The sequence below is a fragment of the Pseudoxanthomonas fibrivorans genome, from assembly GCF_041464125.1.
Classification (GTDB): Bacteria; Pseudomonadota; Gammaproteobacteria; order Xanthomonadales; family Xanthomonadaceae; genus Pseudoxanthomonas.
Genome location: NZ_JBGNUG010000001.1, coordinates 361,778 through 376,685, shown reverse-complemented (window position 1 = coordinate 376,685; position 14,908 = coordinate 361,778). Strand labels below are relative to the sequence as shown.

The window sequence follows — 14,908 nt, the reverse complement described above, 5'->3', positions numbered from 1 at the left end:
CCGGCGGCCACCTCCGTACACATGGCGTTGGCCACGTTGCCCGCCCCCCCGCGCCGCGCCCAGACTGGACCTCCCCACGCGGAACCCCCGGCCATGCTGATCCTCGCCTCGACCTCCCCCTACCGCCGCGAGCTGCTGCAACGCCTGCGGCTCCCGTTCGAATGCGCGGCCCCGGGGGCCGACGAGGCCCCGCTGCGGGGCGAGAGTCCGGGCCAGCTGGTCCGCCGCCTGGCCCGGGCCAAGGCCGACGCGGTGGCCGGCCGGCACCCGGGGACCTGGGTGATCGGCTCCGACCAGGCCGCCGACCTGGACGGGCGCATCCTTGGCAAACCGGGGGGCCGCGAGGCTGCGCTCGCCCAGCTGGCGGCCATGGGCGGGCGCACGGTCCAGTTCCATACCGCCGTCTGCCTGCGTCGTGGCGACCACGAACTGGCGGCGGTGGACAGTACCCGGGTGCGTTTCCGCGCCCTGTCCGCCGCGGAGATCGAGCGCTATGTCGATGCCGAACGCCCCTTCGACTGCGCCGGCAGCTTCAAGTGCGAAGGCCTGGGCATCTCGCTGTTCGAGGCGATCGAAACCCACGATCCCACCGCGCTGGTCGGCCTGCCGCTGATCGCGCTGTCCGGACTGCTGCGCCAGGCCGGCTACGCGGTGCCCTGATCCGGGCTCAGCGACCGGGGTCTTGGGCGAGGGGCACCAGCCTGCACCAGCGATAGGGGTGCGACTGCGCACCGATCCAGCTGTCCAGCTGGATGCAGGACGACGGCTCCAGGTGCAGCCCATGGCGCGCCAGGAGCGGCACCGCGTCGGCGACGACCGCTTCGTTCGCCTGCGCGGTCGCGTGGACGCGATCGGCGGCCGGCGCCAGGCGGCAACGCCCGTCCGGGGCCTGGGACGGCTCGACCAGCTGCAGGCTGCGGCTGCGCCGGGCGAGCCAGCGCAGCACCGGGCAGTCGCCGGCATCCAGGCCCAAGCGCCCTGCCCACAGGTTGCGGCGGGCGATGCCGTCGACGCGCCGGTCCATCACCACCGGCAGGATCGCCGCGACTTCGCCGCCCGAGGCGCGCACCATGTCCGACACCCTCGCCGCGTACGCGGGGGTCTCGGGGAAGTTGGACCCCACGGACGCGTAGGCCGGACCCGGCGGCAAATACGGCAGGCGCCACGCCTGCGGCTCCGCGCCCACCACCAGCACCAGGCCGACCGGCGGTCCGGGCGGCGCCTGCACGCGGAAGGCGCTGCGCGCCCAGCCGGCGTGTCCCCAGTCGTTCCAGCCGGCCAGCGCCACCAGCGCGGCGAGCGCGAGCGCCGCCAGGGCTGCGCGCGTGGCGAAGCGCACGGGCAGCAGGTACCTCAGCAGCATCCACAGCACCAGCGGCGCGAGCAGCTCGAGCACGACCAGGTAGCGATGGATGCTGAACAGCAGCAGCCAGACCGCGAACGCCACCGCGAAGAACACGCCCAGCATGCGCGTGGCCGACACGTCGCCGGCCACGGCGGCCGGCGACGGGCGCCGGACCACGAGCCAGCGGGCCAGCGCGGCCAATCCGGCAAGGTAGAGCAGCGCCCACATCACCTGCAGCAGCGCGATCTCGCTGACGAGATAGGGATTGACGGTGAACAGCAGCGGCCGGACCAGCGCCTCGCCCCAGCCCTGCGGCAGCCAGCGCGTGTCGGCCACCGCCACCGGAGCCGCCAGCGGCGCCTGGAACCAGGCGTTGAACTGCGGGAACAACGGGTTGCCGAACGTGCTCCACAGCCGGTACAGCCAGGGCCCCGCCAGCACCGCGAAGACGCCCAGCGCGACGGTCGCCAGCACCACGCCCCCGCGCAGCCGCGCGCCCCACGACTGCCGCGGCGCCAGCATCGCCAGGCCGAGCGCCACCGCATAGAGCGCATTGGTCAGCTTGAAGGCGACCGCCATGCCGAGCAACGCACCGGCCAGCGCGATGCGCGTGGCCGGCCAGCGCCCGTCGGCCCGCGGCAGCGCGAGCGCCAGCGCGCCCAGCACCAGCGGTGCGGTGGTCGCGTCGCCCATCGTGTTGCCGAGCTCGGACAGGAACGCGGCGCTGGCCAGCCCGGCCAGTCCGAGCAGCGGCGCGAGCCAGTCGCGGCGCGGGTCGGCGGCCAGCACGCGCCAGGCGATCCAGGCCACCGGCAGGAACGCCAGCCCGTGCAGCAGCCCCAGCAGCAGCCCGGCCAGCGGCGCCGGCGCGTGCTGTACCAGCAGGAAGTACGGCACGTCCAGCACCGGCACGAAATAGCTCTGCATCTGCGCCGGCGCCAGGTCGATGCCCAGCCGCCCTTCCAGCAGCGACCATGCGTTGTGGACGTGGTAGTTGCGCAGGTCCCAGTTCGCATCCTGGCCGCGCAGCAGCGATACCAGCCCGCCCAGCAGCGACACGGCCACGGTCGCGCGGGCGATGCCGCGCCGCGTGCCGAAGCCGAACGTGCGACCCAGGCGCAGCAGGACCGGCGCCAGCCGGCTGCGCGCACGCGCGCCCCGCAGCCACCGCATCAGCGTGGCTCGCCGGCGGCGGACACCGCCGCGGCGGCGTCCGCGCGCCCGGCGGCGCGCACCGGCAGCTCGCCGCGGGTCGCCGGGAGCGCGAGGTACGCCAGCCGCTTGGCTTCGACGCGTCCGCGGGTGACCGTGTCCAGGATCAGGCCACAGGCCAGCAGCACCGCCGACAGCAGCACCAGCGCCGAACACAGGATCGCGGTGGGAAAGCGCGGCACCAGCCCGGTCTCGAAATAGGTGACGAACAGCGGGATGGCCAGCAGCACCGACAGCAGCAGGCTCGCGGCGGCGCCGAGCGAGAAGAACAGCAGCGGCCGTTCGGCCTTGAACAGGCGGACGATCGTGGCGAGGATCCGGGCGCCGTCGCGGTAGGTGTTGAGCTTGCTGGTCGAGCCTTCCGGCCGCGCGCCATAGGCGGTCGGCATCTCGGCCACCGGCATGCGCAGCTGCAGCGCGTGGACCGCCAGCTCGGTCTCGATCTCGAACCCCGCCGCGTGCGCCGGGAACGACTTCACGTAGCGGCGCGAGAACACCCGGTAGCCGGACAGCATGTCGTCGAAGCTGTCGCCGAACAGCCGCGCCACGCAGCCGGTCAGCAGCCGGTTGCCGAAGCGGTGGCCGGCGCGATAGGCGGCCGGGTCCTGGTCCACGCGCGCACCGACGACCATGTCCAGGCCCTCGTCGAGCAGCCGGCGGACCAGCGCCGGCGCGGCGGACGCATCGTAGGTGGCGTCGCCGTCGACCATCACGTAGACGTCGGCCTCCACGTCGGCGAACGCGCGGCGGACGACGTTGCCCTTGCCGCGCAGCGACACCGGGTGCACGCGCGCGCCCGCCGCGCGCGCCAGCGCGGCGGTGTCGTCGTCGGAGCGGTTGTCGAACACGTGGCAGCTGGCGGCCGGCAGGCTTTCGGCGAAGGCCGCGACCACCGCGGCCACCGTGGCCGACTCGTTGCGGCATGGCACCAGCAGCGCGATGCGCAACGGCTCCACCCCGCCCGCGGCGGCCTGCTTTCCGGCTGTGTGCATGCTGCCCCGTTCCTGGATCGACTGGGCGCGCATGTTAACCGCCGCCGGCGACGATCCGCACACGCTGCCGCGGCCAGTCCTCGACGCTGCCGTCGCTGCCGTGCAGGCGCAGGCCCAGCCAGCGCTCGCCGGCCTGGCTGGCCGGCAGGTCGACGACGGCCCTGAAACCGACACGCGGGAGATGCGGATCGGCCGCGCCGGGGAAGGCCCCGGTCACATCGAGCGGCTCGCCGTACTGCGCCTCGGCGACCACCGCGCCGTCGAGGGTCAGTTCCACCCGCGACAGCCCGACGCCCTGCTTGAACGCCCAGCCGCGCACCTCGAAACGCGGGGGCACCGGCTGGCCCGGCACGGGCGCGTCGACCCAGGCCAGCGCCGGCGCCGTGCAGGCGCCCGCCGGCAGCGGCCCCTGCCCATGCGGCGGCAGGCGCACCAGCAGGAAGCGCTGGGCACCGTGGTCGACCAGCACCGTGCGCGACGCCGGCGGCAGGGGCCCGAGCACCTCGCACAATGCGTGGTAGCGCTGCAGCAGCGACTTGAACGGCAGGTCGCCCGGCGCCAGCACCAGCAGCGTCGGCGCGTCCGCCGGACCGTCGGCCTGGATGTCCCACAGCCGCAGCTGCGGCGCGCGCCCGTGCGCGTGGTTGAGCGGATGGTCGAGTACCGCGATGCGCGGATCGTCCAGCGCGAAGCCGAGTTCGGCACCGACCTTGAAATTGTCGGCGAGCACCCGGGTTCCCTCGGGCATCGCCGCCAGTTCCTCGCGCACGGCCGCGGCCAGCGGTTCCCAGCCGGCGAAGTTGCGCGGGTAATGCTTGGAGCCCGCGCTGGCCGCCCGCAGGTCCGGCGCGGCGATGGCCAGGCACGCGGCGAGCGCCACCAGCAGGCCCAGCGCCGCGGTGATCCAGGCGGCGCGGCGCCATGCAACCGGCCAGCCTTCGATCATCATGGCCGCGGCGGGCAGCAGGGCCAGGTAGGCGGGCACCGGCCAGTGGAAGCTCACCCGCTCGCGGTCGGCGAAGAAGCCGAGCACGAACAGCCCCGCCAGCACGATCGCGCCGAACAGCGCCAGGAACCGCCACTGCGGGCGTGCCGGCCGCCGCCTCCAGCCGGTCAGCCATGCCGCCTGCAGCAGCGCCCACGCCAGCAGCGGCGTGGCCAGCAGCGCCTGCACCGGGATGAAGGCCAGGCCACCGGCGTGCAGGCGCCACGGGTGGCGGTCGAGCAGCTGGAAGCGCAGGCCCGCTTCACCGTTTTCCAGGTTCCACAGCAGCAGCGGCAGCCACGCCAGCATGCCGACCACCAGCGCGATCAGGATCCGCGGATCGCGCAGCAGCCGACGGCCCTGTGGCAGCCACAGCATCACCAGCGCGCCCACCACCACCACGCCGGCGAACCGGTAGTGGCTCAGTGCGCCCAGCGCCAGCCCCAGCGCCAGCTCGATCACACCGAACGGCGTGACCTGGTGCAGCAGGCGGGCGCCGGCGTGCAGGCAGAGCACGGTGGCCAGGGCGAGCGGCACGTCGGGCAGGGCCAGCACCCCGAGCATGCCGACCAGCGGCATCAGCACCGCCAGGGTACCGGCGTGCCAGCCGGTGATCGCGCCGAACCAGCGCCGGCCGATCCGCGCCACCCACCACGGCAGCAGCGCGCCCAGCGCGAGGAACGGCAGCCGCAACGCGATGACGTGCTCGCCGCCCAGCAGCGTGCCCAGCCGCGCCAGCCACGCGGTCATGCCGGGCAGGTCCGAATAGGCCGAAGCGAGGTGGCGTCCTTCCTGCCAGTAGAAGGCCTCGTCGACGAACAGCGGCAGCCTCGCCGCCACGACCAGTTTTAGCGCGCATGCCAGCGTCCACCACGCGATGAACGCACGCCGCGCGCGATGCTCGGCCTCCATCTACCGCTACACTCCGGTTCAGACCCACGATGCAGGACGACGATGACGCGGTCCGTGGATACCCCGCCCCCCATCCTAACCGACGGCCTGCGCGACGCCCTCGCGCAGGCGCAGCGCCAGGTCAACGGCCTGGTGCTCGGCAAGCCGCAGGAAGTCCGCCTCGCCCTGGTCGCGCTGCTGGCCGGCGGGCACGTGCTGATCGAGGACCTTCCGGGGCTGGGCAAGACGACCCTGGCGCACGCGGTGGCCGCCACCGTCGGCCTGACCTTCCAGCGCATCCAGTTCACCTCCGACCTGCTGCCGGCCGACGTGCTCGGCGTGTCGGTGTACGAGGCCGGCACGTCGCGCTTCCAGTTCCATCCCGGACCGGTGTTCACCCAGGTGTTGCTGGCCGACGAGATCAACCGCGCGCCGCCGCGCACGCAGAGCGCGCTGCTCGAGGCGATGGCCGAACAGCAGGTCACCGTGGACGGCGTGACCCACCCGCTGCCCGACCCGTTCTTCGTCATCGCCACCCAGAACCCGGTGGACCTGTCGGGCACGTTCCCGCTGCCGGATTCGCAGCTGGACCGCTTCCTGCTGCGCTTCTCGCTCGGCTACCCGAATGCCGAGTCCGAACGCGCGCTGCTCACCGGCGCCGACCGCCGCGAGCTCATCGCCCGCGCCTCGCCGGTGCTGGGCGACGGCGACGTGCAGGCGCTGCGCCGGGCCGCCGAGCAGGTGCACGCGAGCGAAGCGCTGGTCGGCTACGTGCAGGCGCTGCTCGCGCGCAGCCGCCAGCACCCCGGCGTGCGGGTCGGCCTGTCGCCGCGCGCGGGCCTCGCGCTGCTGCGCGCCGCGCGTGCCTATGCGCTGCTGCTCGGCCGCGGCCACGTGCTGCCGGAAGACGTGCAGGCGCTGTTCATCGCCGTGGCCGGGCACCGCCTGGTCGGCGAGGCCGAAGCCGGCGGCGGCGCGGTGCTGGCCAAGTCCATCCTGCACGCGGTGCCGGTCGACTGATGTCCGCCCCGCTGCGCGAGCTGCGCATGCGCCTGCAGGCGCTGGAGCGGCCGCGCGCGCCCGAACCGCTGCCGGTCCGGATCGGCCGCCGCAGGATCTACGTGCTGCCCACCCGCTTCGGCCTGTTCTACGGACTGCTGGTCGCCGGCATGGCGCTGGGCGCGCTGAACTACAACAACAACCCGGCGCTGCTGCTGGCGCTGCTGCTGGGCGCCGCCGGCCTGGCCAGCCTGATCGCCGCGCACCTGCAGCTGTCCGGCCTGCACCTGGACGCGGTGTCCGCCGAGCCCGTGGCCGCCGGCGATCCGCTGTGGCTGCGGTTGACGCTGTCGTGCCGCGATGGCCGCCGCCGGCGCGGCCTGCGCGGCGACGTGGACGGCGCGGACGCCTGGGCCGCCACCGGCGAGGACGGCATGGCGGAACTGTCCCTGCCGGTCCCGACCCGTCGCCGCGGATGGCTTCACCCCGGTCGCGTGCGCCTGTCCACCACCCAGCCCCTGGGGCTCGCCCGCGCCTGGTCGCGGGTGTGGCCGCGGCAACCGCTGCTGGTCTATCCGCGTGCCGAGCCCGGCGCGCCGCCGCTGCCCGACACCGGCACCGATGCGCAGTGCAGCCAGGTCCACCCGCTGGGCGACGAGCCCCACCAGCTGCGCGCCTACCGCGCCGGCGACCCGCGCCGGTCCGTGGCCTGGAAGCACAGCGCGCGCCGCGGCAGCCTGGTCGTGCGCGAGTACGAACGCGCGCGGCAGCAGGACGTCGTGCTCGACTGGGGCGGATTGCGCGGGCTCGCCTACGAGGCGCGGGTGTCGCGGCTGGCGGCGTGGGTGGACATGGCCGAGCGCGAGGGACGCCGCTATCGCCTGCAGCTGCCGGCGCAACCGCCGCTGGGGCCGGGCAACGGCCCCGAGCACCACCACGCCTGCCTGCGTGCGCTGGCCTTGCTGCCGGGCGCGACGTGAGCACCGTCGCCGCCCGCGCCGTGCCGCTCGATGCCGGCAGCCGCGGCTGGGCGCTGGCCTCCGCCGGCCTGGCCCTGCTGCCGCTGCTGGCGACCCTGCCGCCGGCGCTCGGCGCCGGATTCGCCGCCACCGCGCTGGGGGTGGCCGCGATCGCATGGTGGTTCCCCGTGCCGGGCTGGCTGCGCGTGCTGCTGACGCTGGCGATGCTGATGGCGGTGGTCGCGGTGATGGGGACCCATCCCGGACGCGACACCGGCAGCGCGCTGCTGGCGGCGATGCTGGCGATCAAGCCGGCCGAACTGCGCAGCCTGCGCGATGCGCGCAGCCTGGTCGGGTTCGCGCTGTTCGCGCCGTTCGCCGCGTTCCTGCTCGAGCAGGGTCCGATGGTGATGGTCGCCGCGCTGGCCGCGGTGCTGGCCGGACTGCTGACCCTGCAGCGGCTGGCCGACCTGGAGGCGTCGATCGCGCCGCCGGCGCTGGGCGCGCGCCTGGCCACGCTGGGCCGGCTGGTGGCCATCGGCCTGCCGCTGGCGCTGGTCGCGTTCTGGCTGTTCCCGCGGCTGGGCTCGCCGCTGTGGGGCGTGCCCGATCGCGCGGTCGCCCAGCTCGGCCTGTCCGACAGCATGAGCCCCGGCGACTGGGTGGACCTGATGGTCGACGACGCGCCGGCGATGCGCGTGCAGTTCGACGGCGCCGCCCCGGCCGCGGACCAGCTGTACTGGCGCGGGCCGGTGTTCATGGACTACGACGGCCGCACCTGGGCGCGCGCGCGCTGGCTCGAGGCGCTGCCGCCGCCGCAGGTCGAGAGCGGCCCGGTGCGCTGGCGCTACCAGCTGGACGTGGAAGCTTCCGACCGGCGCGACCTGCCCGCGCTGGACCTGGCCACCTCGGTGCCCGAGGGCGCCCACCTCACCCATGGCGGCAGCCTGGTGACCGGGCAGTCGCTGTCGGCGCCGAGCCGCTGGCTGCTGCAGTCCGCCGCGCCGGTGGTGTTCGAACCGGACCTGCGCCGGACCCTGCGCGAGCGCGCGCTGGCGCTGCCCGACGGCTTCGATCCGCGCACCCGCGCGCTCGCCCGGCAATGGCGGGCCGAAGCCGGGAGCGACGACGCGGCCATCATCGAGCGGGCGCTGGCCTGGATCCGCGCCGACTTCGGCTACACCCTCGACACCGCCCTGCCCGGCCGCGACGCGATCGACGAGTTCCTGTTCCAGACCCGGCGCGGCTACTGCGAGCATTTCAGCTCGGCGTTCACCGTGCTGATGCGCGCGGCCGGGATCCCGGCGCGCGTGGTGACCGGTTACGCCGGCGGCTACCGCAATCCGCTCGGCGACTACTGGATCGTGCGCAAGATGGACGCCCACGCCTGGGTCGAGGTGTGGCTGGACGGGCGCGGCTGGGTGCGGATCGACCCGACCGCGGCGGTCGCGCCGGAACGCATCTACGACACGCTCGAACAGCGCGTGGCCGGCGGCGGCGCGCTCGAGGGCCTGGCGCTGGGGAACGTGCACGACGTGGGTGACTGGCTGCGCCGCGGCTGGAACGACCTGGTGCTGGGCTTCGATGCCGAACGGCAGCAGGCCCTGCTCAGCCCGCTCGGCCTGCAGCTGGCACCGGCGCACCTGCTCGGCCTGTTCGTGGCCTTCGCCGCGCTGGCCCTGGCCGGGATGATCTGGCTGCTGGCCCGTGGCGAGCGCGAGCGCGATCCGCTGCTGCGCGCGTGGCACCGGCTCGGCCGCCGCTACGCGACGCTGGGGCTGGGCCGTGCCGCGCACGAACCGGCGCTGGCCTGGGCTGAACGGGTCATCGTGGCCCATCCGGCGGCCGCGCCGGAGCTGCGCACGCTCAGCCAACGTTTCGCCGATGCGCGCTACTCTCGCGGCAACGGGGGAACGCGCCAGCTGGTAAAGGACCTGCGGCGACACCGCCCCTGAATTCCCGGGAGGCTGTCATGTCCGTCCGCAATCCGTTCCGCTTCGCCCTCGCCCTCGCGGCGACCGCCCTGCTCGGCGCCTGCGCCAGCGCCCCGCAGCCGCTGCAGGGCACGTTCCTCGGCGTCACCCCCGAACAGGCCGTGGTCGGCCAGCAGATCGGCGCGAGCGTGCGCTGGGGCGGCCGGATCGTGGAGACCACGACCGGCCCGGACAACACCTGCTTCCAGGTGGTGTCCACCCCGCTCAACGCCACCGGCCGTCCCGACAGCAACCGCGCCGATTCGGCCCAGGGCCGCTTCGTCGCCTGCCGCCAGGGCTTCTACGATCCGGCGGTGTTCACCCCCGGCCGCGACGTGACCTTCGTCGGCCGCGTGCAGAGCACCGAGTCGGTGCGCATCGGCGAGTACGACTACCGGCTGCCGCTGCTCGCCGCCGACGTGGTCTACCTGTGGCCGGTGGTCACCGAGATCCGGGTGGTCAACGATCCGTGGGGCCCGTGGGGTCCCTGGGGCCCGTGGGGTCCGTGGGGCGGCCCGTGGGGTCGCTGGGGTTACTGGGGCTGGTGAGCGACCCGCCCCGGTCCGGATGAAAAAAAAAAGCCGCCCATGGGCGGCGTTTTCCGTTCCGGGTCCTTGCCGGCGGCACGCGCGTCAGGGCGTGCCGAAATGCCCCAGCGGCGCACCCGCCAGCAGGTGCAGGTGCACGTGGAACACGGTCTGCCCGCCGTGCCCGCGGCAGTTCATCACCACCCGGTAGCCGTCCTGCGCGAAGCCTTCGCGCCGCGCGTATTCCGCCGCGGCGAGCATCAGCCGGCCCAGCAGCGGCGCCTGGTCCGCGGTCGCGTCGTCGAGGGTCGGGATCACCTCGCCCTTGGGCACGAACAGCACGTGCACCGGCGCCTGCGGGGCGATGTCCCTGAAGCCGAGGATGTCCTCGTCCTCGTAGACCACAGTCGCCGGGATTTCGCGGCGGATGATCTTGCCGAAGAGGGTGTCGTTCATGGGCGGCTCCTTGCCGATGCCGTGAGGAGGCGGCCAGCATAACGCCCCGGGCCTCCTAGCCCGGTGCGCAGCCCGTGGCCCGTGTCGCATGCATCGCGCCTGCATCGACCGGCGCGTGGGCGGCCGCGCCATCGCGGCGCCGGCATGCCCGGACCGCTCAGTCGCGCATCTCGCCGCGCGTGCCGAACGCGTGCGACAGGGTGCCGCGGTCCACGTATTCCAGTTCGCCGCCCAGCGGCAGGCCCTGCGCCAGCCGGCTCGGCCGCGCGCCGTGCTGGCGCGCCAGCTGGGCGAGGAAGTGCGCGGTGGCTTCGCCCTCGACCGTGGCGCTGGTGGCCACGATCAGTTCGGCGACCTCGCCGGCGGCCAGGCGCGTGGCGAGCGCGTCCAGCCCCAGTTCGCGCGGGCCGATGCCGTCCAGCGGCGACAGCCGGCCCTGCAGCACGTAGTACAGGCCGCGGTAGCCGGTGGCGGTCTCGATCGCCAGGCGGTCGGCCGGCGATTCGACCACGCACAGCTGCTGGCGGTCGCGCCCGGCGCTGGCGCAGGTCGCGCAGACCTCGCTCTCGCTGAAGTCGCGGCACTGGCTGCAGTGGCCGATCCGCTCCACCGCCTCGGCCAGCACCTCGGCCAGCCGGCGGCCGCCGTCGCGGCCGCGCTCGAGCACGTGGTAGGCCATGCGCTGGGCGGTCTTGCGGCCGACCCCGGGCAGCACGCGGAAGGCTTCGATCAGCTGCTCGAGCAATGCGGACATCGGTGTGGTCGATCTCGGTATCGAAGCCGGTCGCGCCAGGAAGGGCCGGGATCGGGGCGTCCGATCCGCCGGCCGCGACCTGGCGCGCGGATCAGAACGGCAGCTTCATGCCCGGCGGCAGCGGCATGCCGGCCGAGGCCGCGGCCATCTTCGCCTTGGATTCGACGTCGACCTTGTTGGACGCGTCGTTGAACGCGGCCGCGACCAGGTCCTCGATCATCTCCGCATCGGGCTCGGCCAGCAGGCTCGGGTCGATCCGCACCTTGCGGCACTCCTTGGTGCCGCTGAGGGTCACGCTGACCAGGTTGCCGCCGGCGCTGCCGGTGACCTCGAGCCTGGCCAGTTCTTCCTGGGCGCGCTGCAGGTTCTCCTGCATCTTCTGCGCCTGTTGCATCAGCTGGGCGATATTGCCGCGCATGTCGGTTCTCGTCTAATTCTCGTCTAACGGTCGGATGGAGTCCGGCACCACGCGGGCGCCGTGCTGCTCGATCAGGCGCTTGACCGCCGGATCGTTGAGGAAGGCCTGCTCGGCCGCGCTCTGGCGCGAGTCGCGCTCGCTCTCGCGGCGCTGGTGCAGGGTTTCGGCCTGGCCGGTGGCGGCCTGGATGGCGATCTTCGGCACGCCGCCGAGCGAGCCGGCCATCGCCTCGGCCAGCGCGGCCAGCGAACGCTCGCTGCGCAGGTATTCGAAGCCCGGGTCCAGGGCCAGGGTCAGCACGCCGTCGGCGTGGCCGACGAAGGCGGTATGCGCGGCCAGCTGCCGGGCCGGACCGGTGAGCTCGCAGGCGGCGACGCGGCGCAGCCAGTCCTCGGCGTCGGCGACGACCGGGCCGGCGCCGGCGGACGACGCCGATGCGGGCGCCACGGCCGCGACCGGCGCTGCCGCCTGCGCCGGCGGCGACATCACGATGCCCGGCGCCAGCGCCGCAGCGGCCGCCGGCGACGCGGTGCCGGAGGCCGGGACCACGACCGGCGCATCGTCGAGCGAAGGCGCACGGCGCACCGGCGCGGGCGGCGGCGCGGACGCCATCTCCGGCGCGACCACGGGCCGCGCGGCCTGGCGCGGCGCGGGCACCTCCCACGGCGGCGGATCGTCGGCCGCGACCACGGCCGGACGCACCGGCGCGGCGTCGACCGCGGCGGTCGCGGCGCCGTGCACGCCGGGCGCGGGCACGACGGGCGCAGACGCGACCGGCGCTGCCCCGGCCGGCGCCGACACCGCACGCGGCGGCACCGCCTCGCGCGACCCGGCCGCCCCGGCCTCACCGGCCGCCGCTGACACCGGCGCGGTACGCGACCCGGCCCCACCGGCAGACCCGCGTGCCCCGGCCGCGGCATCGCCGCCGCCCAGCGGGCCGGCATCGGCCTCCGGCCGGAACGCCAGCATCCGCAGCACGCTCATCTCGAACCCGACCCGCGGCGCCGGCGCCAGCTCCAGGTCGCGGCGGCCGTTGACCGCCATCTGGTACCAGAGCTGGACCACTTCCGGGCGCACGCGCGCGGCATAGCCGGCCACGTCCAGCCCCTCGTCGTCGCGGCTGGCGACCGGCACCAGCTGCTTGACCTGGATCCGGTGCAGCGCTTCGGCCAGCGCCTCCAGCACGTTGCCCCAGTCCGGGGCGAACCCGGCCAGGGTCTCGACGGTGTCCAGCAGCCGGCCGCCGTCGCCGTCGGCCAGCGCGTCCAGCAGCGCGGCGACCTGGGTCCGGTCGACGCTGCCGAGCATGGTCCCGACCACGTCCTCGCGCAGCGCGCCGCCGGCGTAGGCGATCGCCTGGTCCAGCAGCGACAGGCCGTCGCGCAGGCTGCCGTCGGCCGCCCGCGCCAGCTGGCGGATCGCGCCGGCGTCGGCCTCGATCTGCTCGGCGGCCAGGATCTTCGTCATCTGGCCTTCGATCTGGCCCTCGTCCAGCCGCTTGAGGTTGAACTGCAGGCAGCGCGACAGCACCGTCACCGGCAGCTTCTGCGGGTCGGTGGTGGCCAGCAGGAACTTCACGTGCCCCGGCGGCTCCTCCAGCGTCTTCAGCAGCGCGTTGAACGCCGCCTTGGACAGCATGTGCACCTCGTCGATCAGGTACACCTTGTACTGCCCGCGCGAGGGCATGTACTGCGCGTTCTCGATCACCTCGCGGACGTCGTCCACGCCGGTGTTGGAGGCCGCGTCGATCTCCAGCAGGTCGATGTAGCGCCCGGCGTCGATGTCGGTGCAGGCGCCGCAGACCCCGCAGGGCTCGGCGCTGGTGCCCTTCTCGCAGTTGAGCGACTTGGCGAAGATCCGGGCGATGGTGGTCTTGCCCACCCCGCGGGTGCCGGTGAACAGGAAGGCGTGGTGGACCCGCCCGGTGTCCAGGGCGTTGCCCAGCGCGCGCACGACGTGCTCCTGCCCGACCAGCTCGGAAAACCGCTTCGGGCGCCACTTTCGGGCCAGGACGAGATAGGACATCGGACACCGTTTCGACCGGAACCGGCATTGTGCCACGCCCGCCCCCGGCCCCGCCCCGGACCACCCCCGCGCTTGTGGCAAGTGCCCGCGGGCGCTAGAATTCGCGGCCCTGACGGGAGCCCGACGGCCCCCTCACCAGGTTCCGGAGAGGTGTCCGAGTGGTTGAAGGAGCACGCCTGGAAAGTGTGTAAGCGTCTAAACCGCGCTTCGGGGGTTCGAATCCCCCTCTCTCCGCCAGATACGCAAAGGGCCCCCGCAAGGGGGCCTTTTGCGTATCTGGCGGAGAGAGGTGACTTAGATTCGAACCCCAGCGGGTTCGACCACCCGCGCAGCGGGTGGACACGACGGCGAAGCCGTCGCCCCGAAGGGGCAAGGCGCGAAGCGCCGCAGTGAATCCCCTCTTACCCCGTCGGTTGTCGACGCATAGTGGCGCCAAGATATCCTCTCAGCACAGGGACAAACAGATTATCGGGGGCGCGATGGCACACCAGTACCGGTCACATCGGACGGGCAGCAATCCGAACAAGGATGGCCTCCCATTGCCCACTATCGTCGATCTTTTCAATCGCAGCTACGAGCAAATGGCGGAGCTGGGCTATTTCGACGAGGCTTTCGGCTCACATTGTGTCGACCTTGGGTTCACCCCGGGCTCCGTCGCGGACGTCTCACTCGAGATACTTCTCTCGATCCGAAAGAACAATCTATGGCCGATACACGAGTACGGCACGTCGTATGACGAAGACGACCTCTTTGACGTGATCGAATTTCTGTACCAGCACGTATCGAAGCCAGTCGACGGAAACCTCCATAACTACGGCAACTGCGGAATGCACTGGCATACCTTCAGCAAACAGGCCGGCCAGAAGGAGTTCCGAAATCGCATGAATCAGGTACTCATGCACTACAAGAAAAGATTCGAGCTATCGGAGAACGGCGAGATTCTTAACAAGCCCGAGGCAGGGTTCGAAGCAATTTTTCGAGCAGATATCCCCACCAATGACGACAAGATTAGAAGTCGAATCGACTCAGCCGTCCGTTTATACCTGCGCCACCGCGCAAGTATCGATGATCGGCGACAGGCGGTCCGCGAGCTATGCGACGTCTTCGAGTATTTACGGCCACGCCTTCAAGCAGCCCTGACAAGATCCGACGAAAGCGATCTATTCAATATCGCAAACAACTTCGGAATTCGCCACCATAACGAGAGCCAGAAGACTGACTACGACGTCGGCATATGGCTTAGCTGGATGTTCTACTTCTACTTGGCAACCATTCATGTGGCCCTACGAAAGCTGAAGCTAGAGACGTGACAACGTCAAGCGTTCGGGCGGACCCGCTTAGGGCTTCGCAGGAAAAAAGGCCTAAAGCCGCC

At 72.9% G+C, this 14,908-nt stretch carries 13 protein-coding genes and 1 tRNA gene; 7 read left to right on the top strand and 7 right to left on the bottom strand.

Translation table 11 applies throughout. The features are described from left to right. Positions 1–93: 93 nt before the first annotated feature. Positions 94–660: a Maf family protein gene (locus ACA089_RS01815; protein ID WP_372012838.1), complete on the top strand. Its 567-nt coding sequence runs from the start codon at positions 94–96 to the stop codon at positions 658–660. A gap of 7 nt (positions 661–667) precedes the next feature. On the opposite strand, the gene ACA089_RS01810 is transcribed toward ACA089_RS01815, so the two are convergent. The 3 genes from ACA089_RS01810 to ACA089_RS01800 are packed head-to-tail and all read right to left on the bottom strand — an operon-like array spanning position 668 to position 5,446. Further along, the gene (locus ACA089_RS01810) at positions 668–2,518 is read right to left on the bottom strand and encodes a hypothetical protein (RefSeq protein ID WP_372012837.1); all 1,851 of its coding nucleotides are present in this window, start codon (positions 2,516–2,518) and stop codon (positions 668–670) included. Beyond that, complete coding sequence (locus ACA089_RS01805) at positions 2,518–3,549, bottom strand: glycosyltransferase family 2 protein (RefSeq protein WP_372012835.1); 1,032 nt, start codon at positions 3,547–3,549, stop codon at positions 2,518–2,520. The genes ACA089_RS01810 and ACA089_RS01805 overlap by 1 nt, the downstream gene beginning before the upstream one ends. Before the next feature lie 34 nt (positions 3,550–3,583). Next, positions 3,584–5,446: an ArnT family glycosyltransferase gene (locus ACA089_RS01800; protein WP_372012833.1), complete on the bottom strand. Its 1,863-nt coding sequence runs from the start codon at positions 5,444–5,446 to the stop codon at positions 3,584–3,586. A gap of 42 nt (positions 5,447–5,488) precedes the next feature. Here ACA089_RS01800 and ACA089_RS01795 point away from each other — a divergent pair, with 42 nt between their 5' ends. Genes ACA089_RS01795 through ACA089_RS01780 form a run of 4 tightly spaced genes read left to right on the top strand, consistent with a single transcriptional unit; the run spans position 5,489 to position 9,904 of the window. After that, positions 5,489–6,445, top strand: a complete 957-nt coding sequence (locus tag ACA089_RS01795; RefSeq protein ID WP_372012831.1) for an AAA family ATPase — start codon at positions 5,489–5,491, stop codon at positions 6,443–6,445. Continuing rightward, complete coding sequence (locus tag ACA089_RS01790; protein WP_372012829.1) at positions 6,445–7,404, top strand: DUF58 domain-containing protein; 960 nt, start codon at positions 6,445–6,447, stop codon at positions 7,402–7,404. Before ACA089_RS01795 ends, ACA089_RS01790 begins: the two co-directional genes overlap by 1 nt. Then, complete coding sequence (locus tag ACA089_RS01785) at positions 7,401–9,338, top strand: transglutaminase TgpA family protein (RefSeq protein WP_372012827.1); 1,938 nt, start codon at positions 7,401–7,403, stop codon at positions 9,336–9,338. Before ACA089_RS01790 ends, ACA089_RS01785 begins: the two co-directional genes overlap by 4 nt. 17 nt (positions 9,339–9,355) lie before the next feature. Beyond that, a complete protein-coding gene (locus ACA089_RS01780; protein WP_372012825.1) occupies positions 9,356–9,904 on the top strand; it encodes a Slp/YeaY family lipoprotein in 549 nt (182 codons plus the stop codon). 84 nt (positions 9,905–9,988) lie between these two features. Here the strand turns inward: ACA089_RS01780 and ACA089_RS01775 are convergent, their stop codons facing one another. The 4 genes from ACA089_RS01775 to dnaX all read right to left on the bottom strand — a co-directional run bounded on the left by ACA089_RS01775 (position 9,989) and on the right by dnaX (position 13,536). After that, positions 9,989–10,339, bottom strand: coding sequence for a histidine triad nucleotide-binding protein (locus tag ACA089_RS01775; protein ID WP_372012823.1), 351 nt, complete (start codon positions 10,337–10,339; stop codon positions 9,989–9,991). A 157-nt stretch (positions 10,340–10,496) separates the two neighbouring features. Further along, positions 10,497–11,093: a recombination mediator RecR gene (recR, locus tag ACA089_RS01770; RefSeq protein WP_372012822.1), complete on the bottom strand. Its 597-nt coding sequence runs from the start codon at positions 11,091–11,093 to the stop codon at positions 10,497–10,499. Positions 11,094–11,184: 91 nt separating this feature from the next. Then, a complete protein-coding gene (locus tag ACA089_RS01765) occupies positions 11,185–11,511 on the bottom strand; it encodes a YbaB/EbfC family nucleoid-associated protein (RefSeq protein WP_372012820.1) in 327 nt (108 codons plus the stop codon). Between the two features lie 12 nt (positions 11,512–11,523). After that, complete coding sequence (gene dnaX, locus ACA089_RS01760; protein ID WP_372012818.1) at positions 11,524–13,536, bottom strand: DNA polymerase III subunit gamma/tau; 2,013 nt, start codon at positions 13,534–13,536, stop codon at positions 11,524–11,526. 144 nt (positions 13,537–13,680) lie between these two features. On the opposite strand from dnaX, the gene ACA089_RS01755 reads away from it, so the two are divergent. Next, a tRNA-Ser gene (locus ACA089_RS01755) sits at positions 13,681–13,773 on the top strand. A gap of 302 nt (positions 13,774–14,075) precedes the next feature. Beyond that, positions 14,076–14,846, top strand: coding sequence for a hypothetical protein (locus tag ACA089_RS01750; protein ID WP_372012816.1), 771 nt, complete (start codon positions 14,076–14,078; stop codon positions 14,844–14,846). The last annotated feature ends 62 nt before the right edge of the window (positions 14,847–14,908 follow it).

Excerpts from the sequence above, each read along its gene's own strand:
- ACA089_RS01815 (WP_372012838.1), top strand. The coding sequence starts at position 94 with ATGCTGATCCTCGCCTCGACCTCCCCCTACCGCCGCGAGCTGCTGCAA.
- recR (WP_372012822.1), bottom strand. The coding sequence starts at position 11,093 with ATGTCCGCATTGCTCGAGCAGCTGATCGAAGCCTTCCGCGTGCTGCCC.
- ACA089_RS01810 (WP_372012837.1), bottom strand. The coding sequence starts at position 2,518 with ATGCGGTGGCTGCGGGGCGCGCGTGCGCGCAGCCGGCTGGCGCCGGTC.
- ACA089_RS01775 (WP_372012823.1), bottom strand. The coding sequence starts at position 10,339 with ATGAACGACACCCTCTTCGGCAAGATCATCCGCCGCGAAATCCCGGCG.
- ACA089_RS01790 (WP_372012829.1), top strand. The coding sequence starts at position 6,445 with ATGTCCGCCCCGCTGCGCGAGCTGCGCATGCGCCTGCAGGCGCTGGAG.
- dnaX (WP_372012818.1), bottom strand. The coding sequence starts at position 13,536 with ATGTCCTATCTCGTCCTGGCCCGAAAGTGGCGCCCGAAGCGGTTTTCC.
- ACA089_RS01765 (WP_372012820.1), bottom strand. The coding sequence starts at position 11,511 with ATGCGCGGCAATATCGCCCAGCTGATGCAACAGGCGCAGAAGATGCAG.
- ACA089_RS01780 (WP_372012825.1), top strand. The coding sequence starts at position 9,356 with ATGTCCGTCCGCAATCCGTTCCGCTTCGCCCTCGCCCTCGCGGCGACC.
- ACA089_RS01800 (WP_372012833.1), bottom strand. The coding sequence starts at position 5,446 with ATGGAGGCCGAGCATCGCGCGCGGCGTGCGTTCATCGCGTGGTGGACG.
- ACA089_RS01795 (WP_372012831.1), top strand. The coding sequence starts at position 5,489 with ATGACGCGGTCCGTGGATACCCCGCCCCCCATCCTAACCGACGGCCTG.
- ACA089_RS01805 (WP_372012835.1), bottom strand. The coding sequence starts at position 3,549 with ATGCACACAGCCGGAAAGCAGGCCGCCGCGGGCGGGGTGGAGCCGTTG.